At 32.3% G+C, this 17,531-nt stretch carries 18 protein-coding genes; 14 read left to right on the plus strand and 4 right to left on the minus strand.

The genetic code is table 11. The features are described from left to right. Window positions 1-50: 50 nt before the first annotated feature. Complete coding sequence (locus B2U95_RS06095) at window positions 51-914, plus strand: TraB/GumN family protein (protein ID WP_296313826.1); 864 nt, start codon at window positions 51-53, stop codon at window positions 912-914. A 66-nt stretch (window positions 915-980) separates the two neighbouring features. Here B2U95_RS06095 and B2U95_RS06100 read toward each other — a convergent pair whose 3' ends face one another. After that, window positions 981-1,604 carry an OmpW/AlkL family protein gene (locus tag B2U95_RS06100; RefSeq protein WP_296313828.1) on the minus strand — a complete coding sequence of 208 codons (624 nt, stop codon included), beginning with the start codon at window positions 1,602-1,604 and terminating at the stop codon, window positions 981-983. Window positions 1,605-1,969: 365 nt separating this feature from the next. Between B2U95_RS06100 and deoC the strand changes: the two genes are divergently transcribed. From deoC to B2U95_RS06120, 4 genes are all read left to right on the plus strand, one after another. Further along, a complete protein-coding gene (gene deoC / locus B2U95_RS06105) occupies window positions 1,970-2,632 on the plus strand; it encodes a deoxyribose-phosphate aldolase (protein ID WP_296313830.1) in 663 nt (220 codons plus the stop codon). A 28-nt stretch (window positions 2,633-2,660) separates the two neighbouring features. Further along, window positions 2,661-3,359 carry a purine-nucleoside phosphorylase gene (gene deoD / locus B2U95_RS06110; protein ID WP_296313832.1) on the plus strand — a complete coding sequence of 233 codons (699 nt, stop codon included), beginning with the start codon at window positions 2,661-2,663 and terminating at the stop codon, window positions 3,357-3,359. Window positions 3,360-3,363: 4 nt separating this feature from the next. Beyond that, window positions 3,364-3,906: a GNAT family N-acetyltransferase gene (locus B2U95_RS06115; RefSeq protein ID WP_296313834.1), complete on the plus strand. Its 543-nt coding sequence runs from the start codon at window positions 3,364-3,366 to the stop codon at window positions 3,904-3,906. A gap of 77 nt (window positions 3,907-3,983) precedes the next feature. After that, the gene (locus B2U95_RS06120; protein ID WP_296313836.1) at window positions 3,984-4,868 is read left to right on the plus strand and encodes a histidine phosphatase family protein; all 885 of its coding nucleotides are present in this window, start codon (window positions 3,984-3,986) and stop codon (window positions 4,866-4,868) included. Here B2U95_RS06120 and B2U95_RS06125 read toward each other — a convergent pair. Then, on the minus strand, window positions 4,854-5,609 hold the full coding sequence (locus B2U95_RS06125; protein ID WP_296313838.1) for a DUF6503 family protein: 756 nt from the start codon (window positions 5,607-5,609) through the stop codon (window positions 4,854-4,856). The two genes, B2U95_RS06120 and B2U95_RS06125, sit on opposite strands and share 15 nt — an antisense overlap. A gap of 90 nt (window positions 5,610-5,699) precedes the next feature. On the opposite strand from B2U95_RS06125, the gene smpB reads away from it, so the two are divergent. The 4 genes from smpB (at window position 5,700) to B2U95_RS06145 (ending at window position 11,335) form a co-directional block, all read left to right on the plus strand. Beyond that, window positions 5,700-6,155 carry an SsrA-binding protein SmpB gene (gene smpB / locus B2U95_RS06130; protein ID WP_296313841.1) on the plus strand — a complete coding sequence of 152 codons (456 nt, stop codon included), beginning with the start codon at window positions 5,700-5,702 and terminating at the stop codon, window positions 6,153-6,155. A 118-nt stretch (window positions 6,156-6,273) separates the two neighbouring features. Beyond that, the gene (locus tag B2U95_RS06135) at window positions 6,274-8,733 is read left to right on the plus strand and encodes a DUF5686 and carboxypeptidase regulatory-like domain-containing protein (RefSeq protein WP_296313842.1); all 2,460 of its coding nucleotides are present in this window, start codon (window positions 6,274-6,276) and stop codon (window positions 8,731-8,733) included. A gap of 9 nt (window positions 8,734-8,742) precedes the next feature. After that, window positions 8,743-9,261 (plus strand): hypothetical protein, encoded by a 519-nt coding sequence (locus tag B2U95_RS06140; RefSeq protein ID WP_296313844.1) that lies wholly within the window; start codon window positions 8,743-8,745, stop codon window positions 9,259-9,261. Window positions 9,262-9,484: 223 nt separating this feature from the next. Continuing rightward, on the plus strand, window positions 9,485-11,335 hold the full coding sequence (locus tag B2U95_RS06145) for a Xaa-Pro dipeptidyl-peptidase (RefSeq protein WP_296313846.1): 1,851 nt from the start codon (window positions 9,485-9,487) through the stop codon (window positions 11,333-11,335). A gap of 13 nt (window positions 11,336-11,348) precedes the next feature. Here B2U95_RS06145 and B2U95_RS06150 read toward each other — a convergent pair whose 3' ends face one another. Beyond that, complete coding sequence (locus tag B2U95_RS06150) at window positions 11,349-12,626, minus strand: T9SS type A sorting domain-containing protein (protein ID WP_296313848.1); 1,278 nt, start codon at window positions 12,624-12,626, stop codon at window positions 11,349-11,351. Between the two features lie 2 nt (window positions 12,627-12,628). Further along, window positions 12,629-13,270 (minus strand): protein-L-isoaspartate(D-aspartate) O-methyltransferase, encoded by a 642-nt coding sequence (locus B2U95_RS06155; RefSeq protein ID WP_296313849.1) that lies wholly within the window; start codon window positions 13,268-13,270, stop codon window positions 12,629-12,631. Window positions 13,271-13,423: 153 nt separating this feature from the next. On the opposite strand from B2U95_RS06155, the gene B2U95_RS06160 reads away from it, so the two are divergent. From B2U95_RS06160 to B2U95_RS06180, 5 genes are all read left to right on the plus strand, one after another. Further along, window positions 13,424-14,383 carry a Gfo/Idh/MocA family protein gene (locus B2U95_RS06160; RefSeq protein WP_296313851.1) on the plus strand — a complete coding sequence of 320 codons (960 nt, stop codon included), beginning with the start codon at window positions 13,424-13,426 and terminating at the stop codon, window positions 14,381-14,383. Between the two features lie 32 nt (window positions 14,384-14,415). Beyond that, on the plus strand, window positions 14,416-15,303 hold the full coding sequence (locus tag B2U95_RS06165; RefSeq protein WP_296313853.1) for a 3-hydroxybutyryl-CoA dehydrogenase: 888 nt from the start codon (window positions 14,416-14,418) through the stop codon (window positions 15,301-15,303). Between the two features lie 62 nt (window positions 15,304-15,365). Then, window positions 15,366-16,604: a DUF1015 domain-containing protein gene (locus B2U95_RS06170; protein WP_296313854.1), complete on the plus strand. Its 1,239-nt coding sequence runs from the start codon at window positions 15,366-15,368 to the stop codon at window positions 16,602-16,604. A 9-nt stretch (window positions 16,605-16,613) separates the two neighbouring features. After that, entirely contained in the window at window positions 16,614-16,844 is a 231-nt protein-coding gene (locus tag B2U95_RS06175) for a hypothetical protein (RefSeq protein ID WP_296313856.1), read from the plus strand. A gap of 3 nt (window positions 16,845-16,847) precedes the next feature. Continuing rightward, window positions 16,848-17,510 carry a YggS family pyridoxal phosphate-dependent enzyme gene (locus B2U95_RS06180; RefSeq protein ID WP_296313857.1) on the plus strand — a complete coding sequence of 221 codons (663 nt, stop codon included), beginning with the start codon at window positions 16,848-16,850 and terminating at the stop codon, window positions 17,508-17,510. Window positions 17,511-17,531: the final 21 nt, after the last annotated feature.

The raw sequence follows: 17,531 nt of genomic DNA on the forward strand, positions 1-17,531 counted from the left end.
TGTAACATTTACTTTTTTTTCATACCAATATGAAAACATAATCTTTAAGAATGAAATATTTATTATCCTTTTTAGTCTTAGTTTTATTATCAACAAGCTCTGTAAATGCACAGGAATTAGAAAATTCTACACTTTGGAAAATTGAAGGTAACGGATTAGAGAAAGCATCTTACCTATTCGGAACAATTCATATTACTTGTGATGCAACCATAGAAGACGATGTAAAAAAAGCACTTGATGCAACATCGCAAGTTGTGTTAGAAATAGATATGGACGATCCTAATATGCAAAGTAAAATGATGCAAGGTATGTATATGAAAGACGGACAGAAACTTAAAGATTTAGTGTCGCCTGAAGATTATGCTGCTGTAGATTCTCTTTTTATTAAAAATATGGGAATGTCTGTTAAAGTGATAGAAAACATAAAACCATTTTTTCTAACAGCAATGCTCTATCCTAAATTATTAGATTGCCCTATGCAATCCTTTGAAACGGAACTAATGAAAGTTGCTAAAGAACAAGGAGAAGAAGTTAATGGATTAGAAACTATTGAAGATCAACTTAAAGTTTTTGATGACATTCCTTATAAGGCTCAAGCAGAAGATTTAGTGCGTAGTGCAAAAGATAATATGACCTACGATAAAGAAACTTTCTCAAAAATGTTAGATATCTACAAAAAGGAGGACATTAATGCAATGATAGAAATGATGAATGACGAGAATTTCACTTCTGTCGCAGAGCACCAAGATGAATTACTTGATAACAGAAATAAAAACTGGATACCTAGAATAGCTGAATATGCAAAAGAACAACCAACATTTTTCGGAGTTGGAGCAGGTCATTTAGCTGGTGATAATGGCGTTATAAACTTACTTAGAAAAGCAGGTTATACACTAACCGCAGTAAAAAACTAGTCTATAATACATATAATCAAAAAAGAGCTCAATAACGAGCTCTTTTTTGATTGTACATTAGAGGTATTAAAATTTCATACCTACACCAAAACCTATAATTAAAGGATTAATATCTACATCTACACCAACTGTAGCTCCTAATGCTGAAGTAGCATCTACAGTAGCATCTGTTGATAACAGAATATACTTAACATCTAAGTTTAAAAACCATTTATCATTTAAGTTATAGTCTAAACCACCCTGAAAAGCAAAACCTATGCTGTTTTCGTACTCAACATTATCTGCTACATCACCTTCATCTATACCATAAAAAATCGTATAGTTAATACCTGCACCTAAATAAGGCTTAAAATTACCTGTGTAAAAATGATACTGTAAAGTTAGTGTTGGAGGTAATAACCAAACATCACCTAAATCTATATCACCAACAGCAGTATCTACCGCATTAACATCGTGATTTGCTGTAGCAAGAATCAACTCTACAGCCCAGTTTTTAGTAAAAAAATAAGTAAAATCAAGTTCTGGTACAAAAGCAGCATCAATTTCTACATCACCACCAATAGCTTCTATATCAGCAGATTCATTCGGTATTACACTAATTAACCTAAATCTAATTTGCCATTTACTATAATCGTCTGTCGCCATATCTTCTTGTGCATTTAAGTTAAAAGTAAAGCCAGCTAAAAGCATAAATAAGAATAAATTTTTAATGAGAATTGTGTTTTAATTTTCAACAAAAATAAAGGTGTCTAAGCACAAAAAAACTGACAAATGTCATAATCTAAAACATAGTCTTATACTGTAATTATTCATTCTATATTTATAAAAAAATAAACTATTGAAATACAGCTTTTTATAGTTTAAAAAGAATGTTTTCGATAAAATGAATAATAAACACGAATTTAAATGCTCATATTATCGGATAAATCATTAATTTTATCGTGCTATTTAATTCCAACAAAACATAAGACATAATTAAAACTTGTCTAGTAATCCCTCTACTTGTAGAAATTACTATAGCTAAATTATTGTCAAAACCCTACTTAAAAAATTGAATGGAATTAAATAGATACATAGACCACACCCTACTTATTGCTTCTGCAACAGAAGCAGATATTCTGCAACTTTGCGAGGAAGCTTTAAAATATAATTTCTATTCTGTTTGCATAAATAGTAGCTTTGTAGCAATAGCGAAACAAGCTCTTGGTAGATCGGATGTAAAAGTTTGCACAGTTGTTGGTTTTCCATTAGGAGCTATGTCTACTGAAGCAAAAATATTTGAAGCTAAAAAAGCTATAGAACAAGGAGCCTCCGAAATAGATATGGTAATGAATATTGGCAGACTTAAAAGTAATAATCATGTTGCAGTGCTAAAAGATATTAGCAATGTAAAACGTGCCATTGGTTTAACTCCATTAAAAGTTATTTTGGAAATAAGCGAACTTTCTAAAAACGAAATTGTAAAAGCATGTGAGATTTGTATCGATGCTAAAGCAGACTTTGTAAAAACATCAACAGGATTTTCTAAGAGTGGAGCCACCTTTACTGCTGTAAAAATAATGAAGAAGTCAGTTAAAGACCAACTTAAAATAAAAGCATCTGGAGGTATTAGGGATGTTGAAACGGCTTTAAAATATATAGAAATTGGTGTTCATAGAATTGGAACATCTTCAGGAGTTGCCATGATGACTAGTCAAATTTTACATTCTACTTACTAATATTAGCCACAATCCTTAACTTTACACCATGAGTGTACATATAGGAGCCAAGAAAGGCGATATCGCAGAAACTATTTTATTACCTGGTGATCCGTTACGAGCAAAATGGATTGCAGAAACATTTTTTGAAAACCCAAAGTGCTTTAACGAAGTTAGAGGCATGTACGGTTATACAGGTACATATAAAGGTAAGCGTGTTTCAACAATGGGAACAGGTATGGGTGTTCCAAGTATTTCAATCTATGCCAATGAGCTTATTACTGAATTTGGTGTCAAAAACCTCATTAGAGTTGGTAGCGCTGGTTCGTATCAAAAAGATGTAAAACTTAGAGATGTTGTTTTAGCTATGGCTGCCTCATCTACTTCTGGTGTAAACGAAATACGTTTTAAAGGTGCCGATTACGCACCTACTGCAGATTTTGGTCTGTTTATAAAAGCTGTTGAAGCTGCTAAATCTAAAAATATTCCTATAAAAGCTGGCAATGTTTTATCTTCTGATGAATTTTATGAAGATGATAAAGAGGCTTATAAAAAGTGGTCTAAATTTGGTGTCCTTTGTGTAGAAATGGAAGCTGCCGGATTATATACTGTAGCAGCAAAACATAATGCAAATGCATTAGCAATACTTACCATTTCCGACTCCTTAGTGACTGGTGAACATACAACTAGTAAAGAACGAGAAACTACATTTAAAAGTATGATTAAAATTGCTCTTGAGTTAGTCTAATACTATGATTTCTATAACAGATAAGATACAACTTCAAGATATTAAAATTGAAGACCAGTCTAAATTAATGACGCTTTTAGAGTCCATTTATCCTCCTGCCTATGAATATCTTTGGAAAAATAAAGATTGTAGTTTTTACTTAAATAAATTCTACAGTCTAGAAAATTTGGAATTAGAATTAGCCGACCCAAATGCCACCTATTATTTTGTCACATATAATTCTGATCTAGCTGGGATATTTAGAATTATTTATAACAAATCATTTGAAGAATTTCAAAAGAAAAAAGCGACCTATATTAATAGAATTTATCTTGCAAAAACTGCTCAAGGTAAAGGAGTGGCTCAACACTTATTTAATTGGGTTGAACAAGAGGCAAAAGAAAAAGGTAATACACTACTTTGGCTAAAGGCAATGGATTCTAAGAAACAAGCATTACGGTTTTATGAGAAACAAAGCTATAATTATGCTTCACCAACACATCTAGATTTCCCCTTAATGCATACTAATTTAAGAGGAATGCAAATCATGTATAAACTACTGACTTAAAATAAGTTATTTAATAAGCTTCTAAAAAATACTAGTATTCTCTTTATATTTGGGTACACTAATTAATCAATCTTATTATGAAATCTTTTATTCTATCAATCATTCTTGCACTATCATTCACTATTTCTGCACAAGACAATTCTGATAAAGCTCAAATTGAAACGACACTAAACAATTATATAGACGCCTTTTATAAAGGTGATACCACAAAGCTAAAAGTTGCGATAAAACCGAGACTAAATAAATTCGGTTATTGGAAAAACGAAGAGTCTGGAGACTACGAGTACTATGCGCATATGAATTATCAGCAAGCGATGAATTTTGTTATAAAGATGAAGGAAGAAGGTAAATCTAGAGATGAAAATGAAATTAGAAATGTTGAAATCTTAGACATAGGTAACCACATTGCTTCTGCAAAAGTTACAGCCGCTTGGGGAATTGATTACATCCTGTTATCTAAAGATGAAGGTAAATGGATGATTGAACAAGTAATCTGGGAAGGCCCATACCAAAAGGAAAATACACAACAAATAACAACGTATTATTTAATAAGACATGCCGAAAAAGACCAATCAGACAAAACCAATAGAAATCCTCATTTGATTGAAGCTGGTATAAAACGCGCAAATAATTGGGTAAAAGTTCTTAAAGATATAAAGTTTGATATGGTCTATTCTACAGACTACAACAGAACTAAAGAAACTGCTGCACCAACAGCAAAAGCTAATGAGGTTGAAGTTAGCTTTTACAATCCTAGAGATTTAGCATCGTCTGCTTTTATGGAAGCTACAAAAGGTAAAACAGTCCTCATTGTTGGTCATAGTAACACAACTCCGATGTTCACAAATGGTTTATTAGGTGAGAAAAAATACGATATGATAACTGAAGATAACAATGCTAATCTTTATATCGTCACTATTAATAAAGACTCAAAATCATCGACTATTTTAGTCGTAGAGTAAGTCTACTTTTACGTTTTTGAGTTCTATTTTAGAAAGTAACTTTAGTTGGTTTTCATTAAAAGCTTTTCCTAAATCAAAAAGCGCGATGGATGTATTTTCAGATTTGTAATTATTGTAATCTACAAATCGTAATTTGTTTATATAGCGTTCGTTATATGCTTCTCTAAAACGCATCCCTACGCCATCGTCTTCATTATAAGAATAGGCGATATAATCTGTTTTAAGCATTTGTTTATTAACCCAATACACAAATACATCTTCAAAGTCCTCACCTCCACCTTGTTCATTAAACGTGACTTTAATTTTGTAATATGCTTCACCCTTTATGAGCTCTTCTCCAAGCAATTCTTTAATAACTGCTTTATCATTTAAACCATAAGGTAAAACGGAAAAATAATGTACAGAATTAACTGATGCAGTATATTTCACAGCCATAGAATCTTCAACCATGATAAACTCTTTATCTACCATTCTTTTAAAACCTGAGTTATCAAGAATATCGATAATACTGTCGTTATTTTGTTTAAATAACCTTAAAAATGAGAATTCCCTTTTTTCTCGATTAGCCACGTATGCTTTATCCCTGAAATCAAATCTAATTATCGAATTTCTGTAGTTTTTCCCACCTGAAATTTCAATAGATTTATTAATAATATCCTTAGCTGACAAAACATTAGAATCTGATTCACCTTTGCAGCTAGCAACTAAAAACACTAATAAAATTATCTGAAAATACTTCATATTAAAGATTTAGACTTTAAAGTCGTAAAACTAGCTAATACATAACAAGTCTATCCCAAAATAATTATAATTTCTATACCTTTGCTATCCATGCAAAAAACAGTTAACATACTTAACAAAAAGGCTAAATTTCAGTACGATATACTAGATAAGTATACGGCCGGAATAGTTTTAACCGGAACTGAGATTAAATCCATCAGATCTGGTAAGGCTTCTATTGCTGAAAGTTTTTGCGAATTTAATGACAGAGAAGAATTATTTGTTATTAATATGACTGTTGAAGAATATGCATTTGGTAATTACTACAATCATAAACCAAAGGCTGAACGAAAGTTACTTTTAAATAGAAAAGAGCTTAAAAAGCTTAAAAAGGAAATGGATGTAAAAGGTAACGCTGTAATTCCATTACGCCTATATATTAACGATAAAGGATTCGCTAAATTAATTATCTCTTTAGCTAAAGGTAAAAAACTCTACGATAAGCGCGAAACTATTAAAGACCGAGATAACAAGCGGGATTTAGATCGTATTAAAAAGAATTTTTAATAAATTTTAAGAGATTTATAACTTTTGTAAGTATTTTTTTATATTATTTTTGAAATAATATAGGCAACCATTTATTAAAATGTTACGTCTATATAAATAGAATCATTAATCAAACACTATGACTAAAAATCTACTCGGCTTATTATTTATTTTTTTAAGCACAATTGCCTCAGCGCAAATTGTTGGATCAGTTACCAACGAAAAAAACGAACCGCTTCCTTTTGTTAATATTCTTTTAGAAAACACCTATAAAGGAACTACTAGTAATGATGATGGGTATTATGAGCTTAATATATCAGAAACTAAAACCTACACACTTGTCTATACCTTTTTGGGATATAAAACGGTTAAGAAAAAAATTACTGTAGATAAATTTCCTTTTGAACTCAATATTACCTTAAAAGAAGAGTCTGTCTCTCTAGGTGAAGTTCTAATTAATTCAGAAGAAAATCCTGCTGATATTATTATTAGAAAAACCATAGCTCAACGTAAGGCTAATCTAGAAAAGATAAATTCATTTAAAGCAGATTTTTATTCTAGAGGATTAATTAAAATTAAAGATGCACCAGAGAAAATATTAGGTCAAGAAGTTGGTGATTTAGGTGGTGGTTTAGACTCAACACGTACCGGAATTATTTACTTGTCAGAAACTATTTCTAAAATTCAATATTTAAGACCAGATAAACTTAAAGAAAAAATAACCGCATCTAAAGTTAGTGGAAACAGCAGTGGCTTTAGTTTTAATAATGCTATTGATGTCGATTATAATTTCTACAATAACACTATTGAATTTGGTAACGAAATGATTTCTCCTATCGCTAAGAATGCTTTTGGCTATTACCGTTACAAACTAGAAGGTGTTTTTTATGATGATCGCGGAAACTTAATTAATAAAATTAACGTGATTCCGAAACGAGAAAATGACCCTGTTTTTACAGGAAGCATTTATATTGTTGAAGATCAATGGACCATTTATGCTTTAGAACTTCATACTACAGGTATTCAAGCACGTATACCAGCTGTAGATATATTATCGTTAAAACAAACATTTTCTTACTCAGAAGAAAATAGTATTTGGGCTTTAATTTCTCAAAGTCTGGACTTTAAGTATGGTATTTTCGGTATTAAAGGAGATGGTCGTTTTACAGCCGTTTACAGTAATTACGAATTTAACGAACCACTAACTAAAAAAGATTTTGGACGAGAAATTGTCGCTTTTGAAGACCAAGCTAATAAAAAAGATTCTTTATTTTGGAACAAAATTAGACCTGTACCTCTAACAGTTGAAGAACGCACAGATTACATTAAAAAAGACAGTATTCAACTTATAAAAGAATCAAAACCATACTTAGATTCTGTTGATCAAGCCAGAAATAAATTCAAATTAGGAGACATTTTAGGTTACACCTATCAAGATTCTGAAAAAGATATTCGGTTAGGTTTCGATATACCAGCAAACGTAAGCTTTAATACAGTTCAAGGCTATACCGCAAATGCAAATGTGTTCTTTACTAAAGATTATGGTGATTTTAAGCGCTATTTTAGTGCTAGAGCCAATTTAGAATACGGATTTTCAGATGACCGTTTAAGAGCAACAGGATCGCTAACTTATAAATTTAATAACACAAGCAGAGGCCTTTTGACGTTCTCTGGAGGTGTGCAAGTACGGCAATTTAATGCTTCAAACCCTATAACAGCCATCGGAAACAGTATTGCAACGCTTTTCTTTGAAGAGAATTATTTGAAACTCTACGAGCGTCGTTTTTTGCAAGTCAACTATTCTGAAGAATTATTTAATGGCTTGGGCTTTTTCTCTAACGTGAGTTATGAAAATCGTAGTGCACTGTTTAATACTACAGACCAAACATTTTATCCAGACAGAAACAAGGTGTTTTTAAGCAACAATCCTATAGACCCATCAAGTACAGACGCGCCATTTGAAAATCATAATATTGTAAAAATCAATGTTTCAGCTCGGATAAACTTCGATCAAAACTACTTAAGCTATCCTGATAGTAAGGTAAATATTTCAAATGACAAATACCCAACATTAGTATTAGGGTATGAAAAAGGCTTAGGAGCCACAAATAGTAATTATAATTTTGACCAAATAAAAGCAAGATTATCTCAATCTCTTAATATCGCGGACAAAGGTCGTTTTAGTTACAACCTCAGAGCTGGTAAATTTTTCAATGCAGATGCTATTGCCTTCATGGATTTTCAACACTTTAATGGGAACCAAATTAACGTAAGTAGAAGAGGTAATTACACGGATGTATTTAACAATTTAGGCTACTATGATTTAAGTACTAATGACAGTTATTTAGAAATGCATGCTGAGCACGATTTTAATGGTTTCATTTTAGGGAAAATTCCACTCTTAAATAAACTTAACTTTAATTTAGTTGTTGGAGCACACAACTTATCTACACCAGACCGCAGACCCTATCAAGAATACACTATTGGTCTCGATAATATTGGTTGGGGAAAATGGCGTTTCTTACGTATAGATTATCTAAGGTCTTACCAAGGAGGTTATCAAGGTGATGCCATTTTGTTTGGACTGAAATTCTTTTAACTTTATAGAATGAAAAATATCTGTTTAGTTTTATTAGTACTCGCTTTAAATACCAAAGCCCAAGAAGCAAAAGACTACTCTAAAAACGTAGCAACATTAGACACTACTATCGAAACTCTATATTCAGTTATATCTGGTGATAAAGGAGTAGAACGCGATTGGGATTTATTTAAATACTTATTTCATAAAAATGCTAAACTAATCCCAACAAGCAAAAATGAAGCTGGTAGAACAGTTGCACGTTTTATCTCACCAGAAGATTATATTAATACCTCTGGGAAATGGTTGCTTGAAAATGGGTTTCACGAAGTAGAGCTCTATAGATCCATCCAAACCTTTGGAAATATTTCACAAGTATTTAGTACATATGAATCTTTTAAAAGTAAAAACGATACGGAACCTTTTATGAGAGGTATCAACAGCATTCAATTAATGAATGATGGAGAGCGTTGGTGGATTATTAATATTTATTGGATGCAAGAATCTGAGGAAAACCAAATTCCTGGTGAGTATTTACCGAAAAATTAATTTTAATAAGCTACATGCTATGTCATTTCGAGTGAAATTCTCTTTTTAGGGTTTTTTTATCTAGAAGCATAAAAGTACAAGAGGTTCTCTATACAATTTCGACGCTTCAAAATCAATCGAACTGACGATATAACTTCTAATTATATCAAACTTATCTTAAACCTATTTGAGTTATAACTTATAGTCCGTATTTTAACATAATATTTTTTTAAACCATATTAATATGTCATTCAAATCAAATTCAATTTTATTTTTTGTTTTTGCTTTCTCTATTTTAAGTTTAGCACAAAATGCAACAGAAAAAGCACAACCCATTTTTAAAGATGGTGAAGCACAAATCGTTGAAGCTTTTAATAATCCTAAAAAATATATTCGTCACGACCTTTGGGTAGAAACGGAATTTGACACAGATGGAGATGGCAAACCAGATCGTATGCACGTTGATGTAACACGACCAGAACAAACAGAAACAGAAGGTTTAAAATTACCTGTAGTTTACGAATCTAGTCCTTATTTTGCTGGTGTTGCAGCTGACGCACCTGGTACAATGTGGAATGTAGAACACGAATTAGGAGGCATTGGTGAAGAACGTTTTCACCCAGAAGTAACACGTCGTGGTAAACGACCAATCATATCTAATTCGCAAATAAGAACTTGGGTTCCTAGAGGTTATATTGTAGTACATTCGTCGTCTCCGGGAACAGGTTTATCAGATGGTGCACCTACTATAGGTGGCAAAAATGAATCTTTAGCTCCAAAAGCAGTTATCGATTGGCTTTGTGGACGTGCAAAAGGGTATAAAGAACGTGATGGAAACGAAGAAGTAAAAGCATTTTGGTCTACAGGAAAAGTAGGAATGACAGGTACATCATATAATGGCACAATTCCGTTAGCTGCTGCAACAACTGGAGTTAAAGGTTTAGAAGCTATTATTCCTATTGCACCGAATACATCTTACTATCATTATTACCGTTCTAACGGTTTAGTGCGCTCTCCTGGTGGTTATTTAGGTGAAGATATTGATGTGCTTTATGATTTTGTTCATAGTGGTGATGAAGACAAACGTGCTTACAATAACAAAACAGTCCGAGACACAGAAATGATGAATGGTATGGACAGACAAACAGGCGACTTAAATGAATTTTGGTCTAGTAGAGATTACCTCAACCAAATGGATAATATGGAAGCTGCATTATTAATGTCACACGGCTTTAATGATTGGAACGTAATGCCCGAACACAGCTATAGAATCTATAAAGCTGCTAAAGAAAAAGGATTATCAACTCAAGTTTATTATCACCAAAATGGACATGGTGGACCACCACCAATGTCTATGATGAATCGTTGGTTTACTAAATACTTACATGGTATTGATAATGGCGTTGAAAAAGAAGAAAATAAAGCTTATATCGTAAGAGAATATGACGACAGGCAAAAGCCAACGGCTTATAAAGATTATCCAAATCCTGAAGCTAAGGATGTTACTTTTTATCCTTTTTTAGCAGGTGCATTAGACCCTATAAAACCTAAGAGTATAGCTTCCGATACATTCAGTGATAACGTTGAGTTTAGTGGTAGTGACTTAGCCAAAGCAAAAAAATCAAATAACAGATTATTATATGTAACCTCAACGTTAAACGAAGATTTACATATTTCTGGTGTAGCAAAAGTGAGTATTACTTTGGCTAGTAGTAAATCTGCAGCAAACTTATCGGTTTGGATGATATCATTGCCTTGGCAAGAAGGAAAAGACGTTAAAATAACGGATAATATTATAACACGTGGTTGGGCAGACCCAAAGAATCACAAATCTTTAACTGATGAAGAAGATTTAGTACCAGGTCAGTTTTACACTGTTAATTTTGAATTACAACCAGATGATCAAATTATTAAAGCAGGACAGCAAATTGGATTCATGATATTTTCTAGTGATAAAGAATACACATTACATCCAAAAGCCGGAACTGAATTAACTATTCAATTAAATAAGACATCATTAACGTTGCCTGTCGTCGGTGGTGAAAGAGCTTTTAATAAATCAACAAGTCCTATTGCCTTCGGTAAAAAAAAATAGATAAAGCTAAAAACTAGTTTTTTATAAGCTTAAAGGTATTTGATGTGTTGTTATTTTCAATATTCAAGAAGTAAATACCAGCTTCTAATGCTGATGTATTTATTGTATTGTAATTGGAAGTAATTATAATCTGCTTGCCTGTAACATCAAACATTTTATAAGTGTTTATTGTGTTAGATTCAATCGTAATTATGTCCGTAAACGGATTTGGGTAAACATTTATTAGTTCTATTTCATTTTCAGCAATATCTAATAAATCACTACAGTTAGGGTTAACAGCAGTGCTAGACTGAAATGTACCATTATTAATGTACCAGTTTTGCCACTCGCCTCCACTTCCGGTTTGCCAATCCGATAAATCAAAATAGTTTTCTCCTGTTGTTTTCCCTGGTACTTTATAAACTTTTAAGGCTTCATTACTACGTGTCCAATTTAGTGGATTTCCGCTAGTGCAATTTTCTGGCAAATAGTCTGTAGCACAATTAGTTTGAATAAAAAAAGCATGCTCCTCATAATTAGGATAATCACCAAATACATAAGCACGTCCATTAGAATCTACACAAACAGCCGTATATTCATTACAAGCAATACCAAAAGCTCTAGACGAATTATCTGTAGCATAACGTGCTAAAAACGTACTATGTCTAGCTCTTCTATCTGGGTCATCGTAATGTGAGTCTGTAATAAGGTTTTCTAAATACGGAATCTCTAAAAAATCATTATAACCTAAAGTTAACCGATTATGATATGGATTACTCAAAGCTTGTGCATTTGTAATTGTTCCGTTTTCAGCAGAAAAATAACCACCACCTAAAATCGCCATTCCTGCACTTGTCCCTCCAATAACTCCACCTTTCACATTTATAAAATCATTTAGCGCATCTTCTAAGGCATTGTCTTTAAAATAAGTTACATAATCGAATTGATCACCTCCTGCAAACCAAATAGCTTCAGCTTTTTCAACCTTATCTAATACATAAGCACTCGTAGCTCCTTCTGCATTATCAATAACGAAGGTTCTAACCGAATTCACAGTAACTCCCAATTCAGAATAAAAATAGTTATTATAACCATCACTTCCCGAAGCTCTTAATACAACAACATCACCTCCATTGGCTTTGTTTAAAAACCAAACCATAGCTTCATCGCTTTCGGTTGCTCCACCCATTAGGCAAATACCAGCATCTGGACTTATAACTGCGTCAATAGTATTTCCTGTAACGTATTCTGTGTAGCCTTGAGAAAAACTTAACTGACCACAAACTAAAAAAAGTAAAATAATTCTATACATATCTAATTTTTATCTTCTAATAAAGGCACAAATCGAAATTCTCCAAACTCATGCTTTTCAAAATCTTTTGAGCCTTTTCTAATAAACAAAGTCATGGTTTGAACATCGTCACCAACAGGTATAACCAAGCGTCCACCAATTTCTAATTGACTTAATAATGGATTTGGAACAAACGGTGCACCAGCCGTTACGATAATACTTTTAAAAGGAGCTTCGTCTGGTAACCCTTTATAACCATCACCAAAAATAAGTTTTTTAGCTCTGTAGCCTATTTTGGGTAGAAATTTAGAAGTTTTTTTAAATAATTCTTGTTGACGCTCAATGCTATAAACTTTTGCTCCTAGCTCAATTAAAACAGCACATTGGTAACCACTTCCTGTTCCAATTTCTAGGACTTTATCACCTTGTTCAATTTGTAATAATTCGGACTGAAAAGCAACTGTGTAAGGCTGAGAAATAGTTTGATCTGCACCAATCGGAAAAGCTTTATCTTGGTATGCATGATCTATAAAACCAGAATCCATAAACAAGTGTCTTGGGATTTTTCCAATAGCCTTTAAAACACCATTGTCATTAATCCCTTTTTTTGTAAGTATGTCAACGAGTTGCTGACGCATTCCTTGGTGCTTAAATGTATCTTTCAAAAGCTTACTTTAATTTACGCTAAATTAAATTAAAGAAGGACAAATTCAAAGCACGTAATTAAACTTTATTTAATTATTAAATTCACAGTATTTTATATTTTCTTTTTAAAATTTCTAATTCAAAACGACTATTTTTGTTAAAAACAGAAAAACATGCTAAAAGTTGGTGTTCTAGGTGCTGGTCACCTTGGTAAAATTCATTTAAGACTACTCAACCAATCCGATAAATATGAACTGGTAGGTTTCTATGATGCTGATGCTGAAAATGCAAAACGTGTAGTTGAAGAATTTGGATATAAATACTTTGATACAATTGAAGCATTAGTAAATGCTGTTGCTGTTGTTGATATTGTAACTCCTACACTTTCACATTACGATTGTGCAAAACAAGCTATTAAAAAAGGGAAGCATATTTTTATAGAAAAACCGATTACAAATACTGTTGAAGAAGCTGAAACTATAAGAGCTTTAGTAGTTGAACATGGTGTTAAAGGGCAAGTTGGACATGTAGAGCGATTTAATCCTGCTTTTACTGGAGTTAAAGATAAGATTGAAAACCCAATGTTTATTGAATGTCATCGTTTAGCAGAATTTAACCCTCGTGGTACTGATGTCCCAGTAGTTTTAGATTTAATGATTCATGATATTGATATTATTTTGAGTGTAGTTAATTCGCCTGTAAAGCATATTTCCGCAAGTGGAGTTTCTGTAGTTAGTGATACACCAGATATTGCAAACGCGCGTATAGAATTTAAAAATGGCTGCGTAGCCAACTTAACTGCAAGTCGTATTTCTTTGAAGAACATGCGTAAAACTCGTTTCTTTCAAAAAGACGCTTACATCTCTGTAGACTTCTTAGAGAAAAAGTGCGAAGTTGTAAAGATGAAAGATGCACCAGAAAACCCTGGTGATTTTGATATGATTCTTCAAAACGCAGAAGGGATTAAAAAACAAATCTATTTTGATAATCCTGAAATAGAAAACAATAATGCCATTTTAGACGAACTAGAAACATTTGCTGATGCCATTAATAATAACACTACACCAATAGTAACATTGCATGATGGCACTGAAGCTTTACGTGTTGCTACAATGATTATTAATCAGTTTTAGATAAATAAATAAATTTTTCAACCTAAATAATAATGAAAAACATAGCAGTTATAGGTGCAGGTACAATGGGTAACGGAATTGCCCACACGTTTGCACAATCCGGATTTAAAGTTCAACTTATAGATATTAGTGAAGCTTCTCTAAAACGAGGTTTAGATACTATTGCTAAGAACTTAGATCGTATGGTCGCTAAAGAAAGAATCACTGAAGCAGAAAAAACCCAAACTTTAGAAAACATAACGCTTCATACAGATATTAAAGAAGGTGTTGCAAAAGCAAGTTTAGTGGTTGAGGCGGCAACAGAAAATGTAGACTTAAAGTTGAACATATTTAAACAACTCGATGAAGCATGTGGTGACGACACTATTTTGGCTACAAACACATCTTCGATATCAATTACTCAGATTGGTGCCGTAACATCGCGACCAGATAAAGTTATTGGTATGCACTTTATGAATCCTGTACCAATTATGAAATTAGTAGAAATCATTAGAGGTTATAATACTAGTGACGAAGTAACACGTATAATTATGGAACTATCTAAAACCTTAGGAAAAACACCTACTGAGGTTAATGATTATCCAGGCTTTGTTGCTAACCGTATATTAATGCCCATGATTAATGAATCTATTGAGACATTATATAATGGCGTAGCTGGTGTTGAAGAAATTGATACGGTTATGAAATTAGGAATGGCACACCCAATGGGACCATTACAATTGGCAGATTTTATTGGGTTAGATGTATGTTTATCTATTCTAAATGTAATGCATGATGGTTTTAAAAATCCAAAATATGCTCCTTGTCCATTATTAGTAAATATGGTTAGAGCTGGTAAACTTGGTATAAAATCTAAGGAAGGTTTTTATGACTATTCTGAAAGTCGTAAAGCTGAGCAAGTTTCTAAACAATTTTTATAGAACAAAGTGATTAGGAATTAGTAATAAGACACTAATGCCTTTTTTTACTAATTACTAATTTTATGGCAGAAATAATTCCATTTAAAGCAGTAAGACCAACACGAGCTATTGTTGGTCTTGTTGCTGCACGCCCTTATCAAAGTTATACAGTAAATGAGCGTGAATCCCGTATGGATTACAATCCATTCAGTTTCTTACACATCGTTAATCCTGGTTATAAATACGATCAGGAGGTTACAGGCACCGAGCGCTACAATCTGGTTAAAAATCGTTATTTAGAATTTAAAGAAGATGGTATTTTTATCCAAGATGAAAAGCCTTCATTTTATGTTTATAAAATAGTGAATAGACTTGGACAAGCATTTAATGGCATAATAGCCGCTACAAGTGCTGAGGACTATGAAAAAGACATTATTAAAAAACATGAAGACACCTTAGCTAAACGCGAAGAAACTTTTAAAAGCTATATACAAACTGTTGGTTTTAACGCGGAACCTGTACTTCTTACCTACCCTGACAACCCAATTATTTCTAAAATAATAGAAGAAGCTCAAAAGGGTTATGCTGAATTTGAATTTACCATGACCTATAGAGATACGCATTATTTATGGAAAATAGATGATGAAGATACGATTGCAACCATACAAACCGAATTTAAAACTATGCAGACCATATATATAGCTGATGGTCATCATAGGTCTTCTTCTTCATATTTATTATATAAAGATGAAAAAGAAAAAAACTCAAAACATAATGGAAGTGAATCTTACAACTTCTTTATGTCTTACCTTATTCCTGAATCAAATTTGGTTATACAAGAATTTAACCGACTAATTAAAGATTTAAACGGACTAACCAAAGAAGTATTTTTAATTAAATTAGACGGTTTTTTTCGGATTGAAAATAGAGGTCTAATGCCATATTCCCCATCTAAACCACATCATTTTAGCATGTATTTAGATGGGGAATTTTATTCTTTGTATTTACGTAAAACAAATTATGAGTTTAATACATCTTTAGATGAACTTGATGCGCAATTACTTTACAAAACTATATTGAAACCAATTCTTGGAATTGAAGATTTAAGGACTGATAATAGAATTGAATACGTTAATGGTAAGCACGAAATGATTACGATTAAAAGTAGTGTAGACAGTGGTAAGTTTAAAGTAGGGTTTGGTATGTGCCCAGCTACTATTACTCAAATGAAGCAGATTGCAAATGAAGGTTTAAAAATGCCTCCTAAAAGCACTTATATATTACCAAAACTAAGAAGTGGAATAACCATTTACGAATACTAACACTTATATATGAAAAAACATTATTCTATTTTATTATTTATATTATTCATCAGCTTAGATGCTTTTGCACATACAGAAACAATTGGTATTAATAATACTGTAGTTAAAAGTGGTATTGGCCTTGGCAGTGTATTAGCTGTTGTCACATCTTGGGATAGAAACAAATCTATATTACTAGCTATTATTCACGGTGTTTTTAGTTGGTTATATGTTATTTACTTTGCATTAACACAAAAATAATTTATGAGTATAAAAGAAAATCTTACAAAAATAAAATCTAGCTTACCAAAACATGTTTCACTAGTCGCAGTTTCTAAAACAAAACCTATTAGTGATTTAATGGAAGCTTACGATATAGGTCAGCGCATTTTTGGGGAAAACAAAATCCAAGAAATGGCAGGGAAGTTCACCGAAATGCCAAAAGATATTCAATGGCATATGATTGGTCATGTGCAGCGTAATAAAGTAAAATACATGGCCGAATTTGTAAACTTAATTCATGGTGTAGATAGTTTCAAATTATTAAACGAAATTAATAAGCAAGCTAAAAAACACAATCGAATAATTGATTGCTTACTTCAGATTAAGATCGCAGAAGAGGATAGTAAATTCGGGATGTCTAAAGAAGAGGCTACTTCACTACTCCAATCTGAGGAATTTTTAGCATTAGAGAATACAAATATCGTTGGACTTATGGGCATGGCTACTTTCACAGAAGATATGACACAGGTTGAAAAAGAATTTAACTACTTAAAATCAACTTTTAAAGATCTCAAAACTCTTAACTCAAAACTCATAACCATTAGTATGGGAATGAGCGGTGACTTCAATTTAGCAATTGATTGTGGAAGTACAATGATTCGTGTAGGAAGTAGTATCTTTGGAGCTCGAAATTATAATAATTAATTATAAGTCGTAAGCATTAAT

Origin of the sequence: Winogradskyella sp. UBA3174 (assembly GCF_002364335.1) — a bacterium.
Classification (GTDB): Bacteria; Bacteroidota; Bacteroidia; order Flavobacteriales; family Flavobacteriaceae; genus Winogradskyella.

Bases quoted from the DNA above. Each gene is read 5' to 3' on its own strand.
- deoD (WP_296313832.1), top strand. From the start codon at position 2,661: ATGAGTGTACATATAGGAGCCAAGAAAGGCGATATCGCAGAAACTATT.
- B2U95_RS06125 (WP_296313838.1), bottom strand. From the start codon at position 5,609: ATGAAGTATTTTCAGATAATTTTATTAGTGTTTTTAGTTGCTAGCTGC.
- B2U95_RS06140 (WP_296313844.1), top strand. From the start codon at position 8,743: ATGAAAAATATCTGTTTAGTTTTATTAGTACTCGCTTTAAATACCAAA.
- B2U95_RS06170 (WP_296313854.1), top strand. From the start codon at position 15,366: ATGGCAGAAATAATTCCATTTAAAGCAGTAAGACCAACACGAGCTATT.
- B2U95_RS06145 (WP_296313846.1), top strand. From the start codon at position 9,485: ATGTCATTCAAATCAAATTCAATTTTATTTTTTGTTTTTGCTTTCTCT.
- deoC (WP_296313830.1), top strand. From the start codon at position 1,970: ATGGAATTAAATAGATACATAGACCACACCCTACTTATTGCTTCTGCA.
- B2U95_RS06180 (WP_296313857.1), top strand. From the start codon at position 16,848: ATGAGTATAAAAGAAAATCTTACAAAAATAAAATCTAGCTTACCAAAA.
- B2U95_RS06120 (WP_296313836.1), top strand. From the start codon at position 3,984: ATGAAATCTTTTATTCTATCAATCATTCTTGCACTATCATTCACTATT.
- B2U95_RS06115 (WP_296313834.1), top strand. From the start codon at position 3,364: ATGATTTCTATAACAGATAAGATACAACTTCAAGATATTAAAATTGAA.
- B2U95_RS06160 (WP_296313851.1), top strand. From the start codon at position 13,424: ATGCTAAAAGTTGGTGTTCTAGGTGCTGGTCACCTTGGTAAAATTCAT.
- B2U95_RS06100 (WP_296313828.1), bottom strand. From the start codon at position 1,604: ATGCTTTTAGCTGGCTTTACTTTTAACTTAAATGCACAAGAAGATATG.
- B2U95_RS06095 (WP_296313826.1), top strand. From the start codon at position 51: ATGAAATATTTATTATCCTTTTTAGTCTTAGTTTTATTATCAACAAGC.
- smpB (WP_296313841.1), top strand. From the start codon at position 5,700: ATGCAAAAAACAGTTAACATACTTAACAAAAAGGCTAAATTTCAGTAC.
- B2U95_RS06150 (WP_296313848.1), bottom strand. From the start codon at position 12,626: ATGTATAGAATTATTTTACTTTTTTTAGTTTGTGGTCAGTTAAGTTTT.
- B2U95_RS06165 (WP_296313853.1), top strand. From the start codon at position 14,416: ATGAAAAACATAGCAGTTATAGGTGCAGGTACAATGGGTAACGGAATT.
- B2U95_RS06135 (WP_296313842.1), top strand. From the start codon at position 6,274: ATGACTAAAAATCTACTCGGCTTATTATTTATTTTTTTAAGCACAATT.
- B2U95_RS06175 (WP_296313856.1), top strand. From the start codon at position 16,614: ATGAAAAAACATTATTCTATTTTATTATTTATATTATTCATCAGCTTA.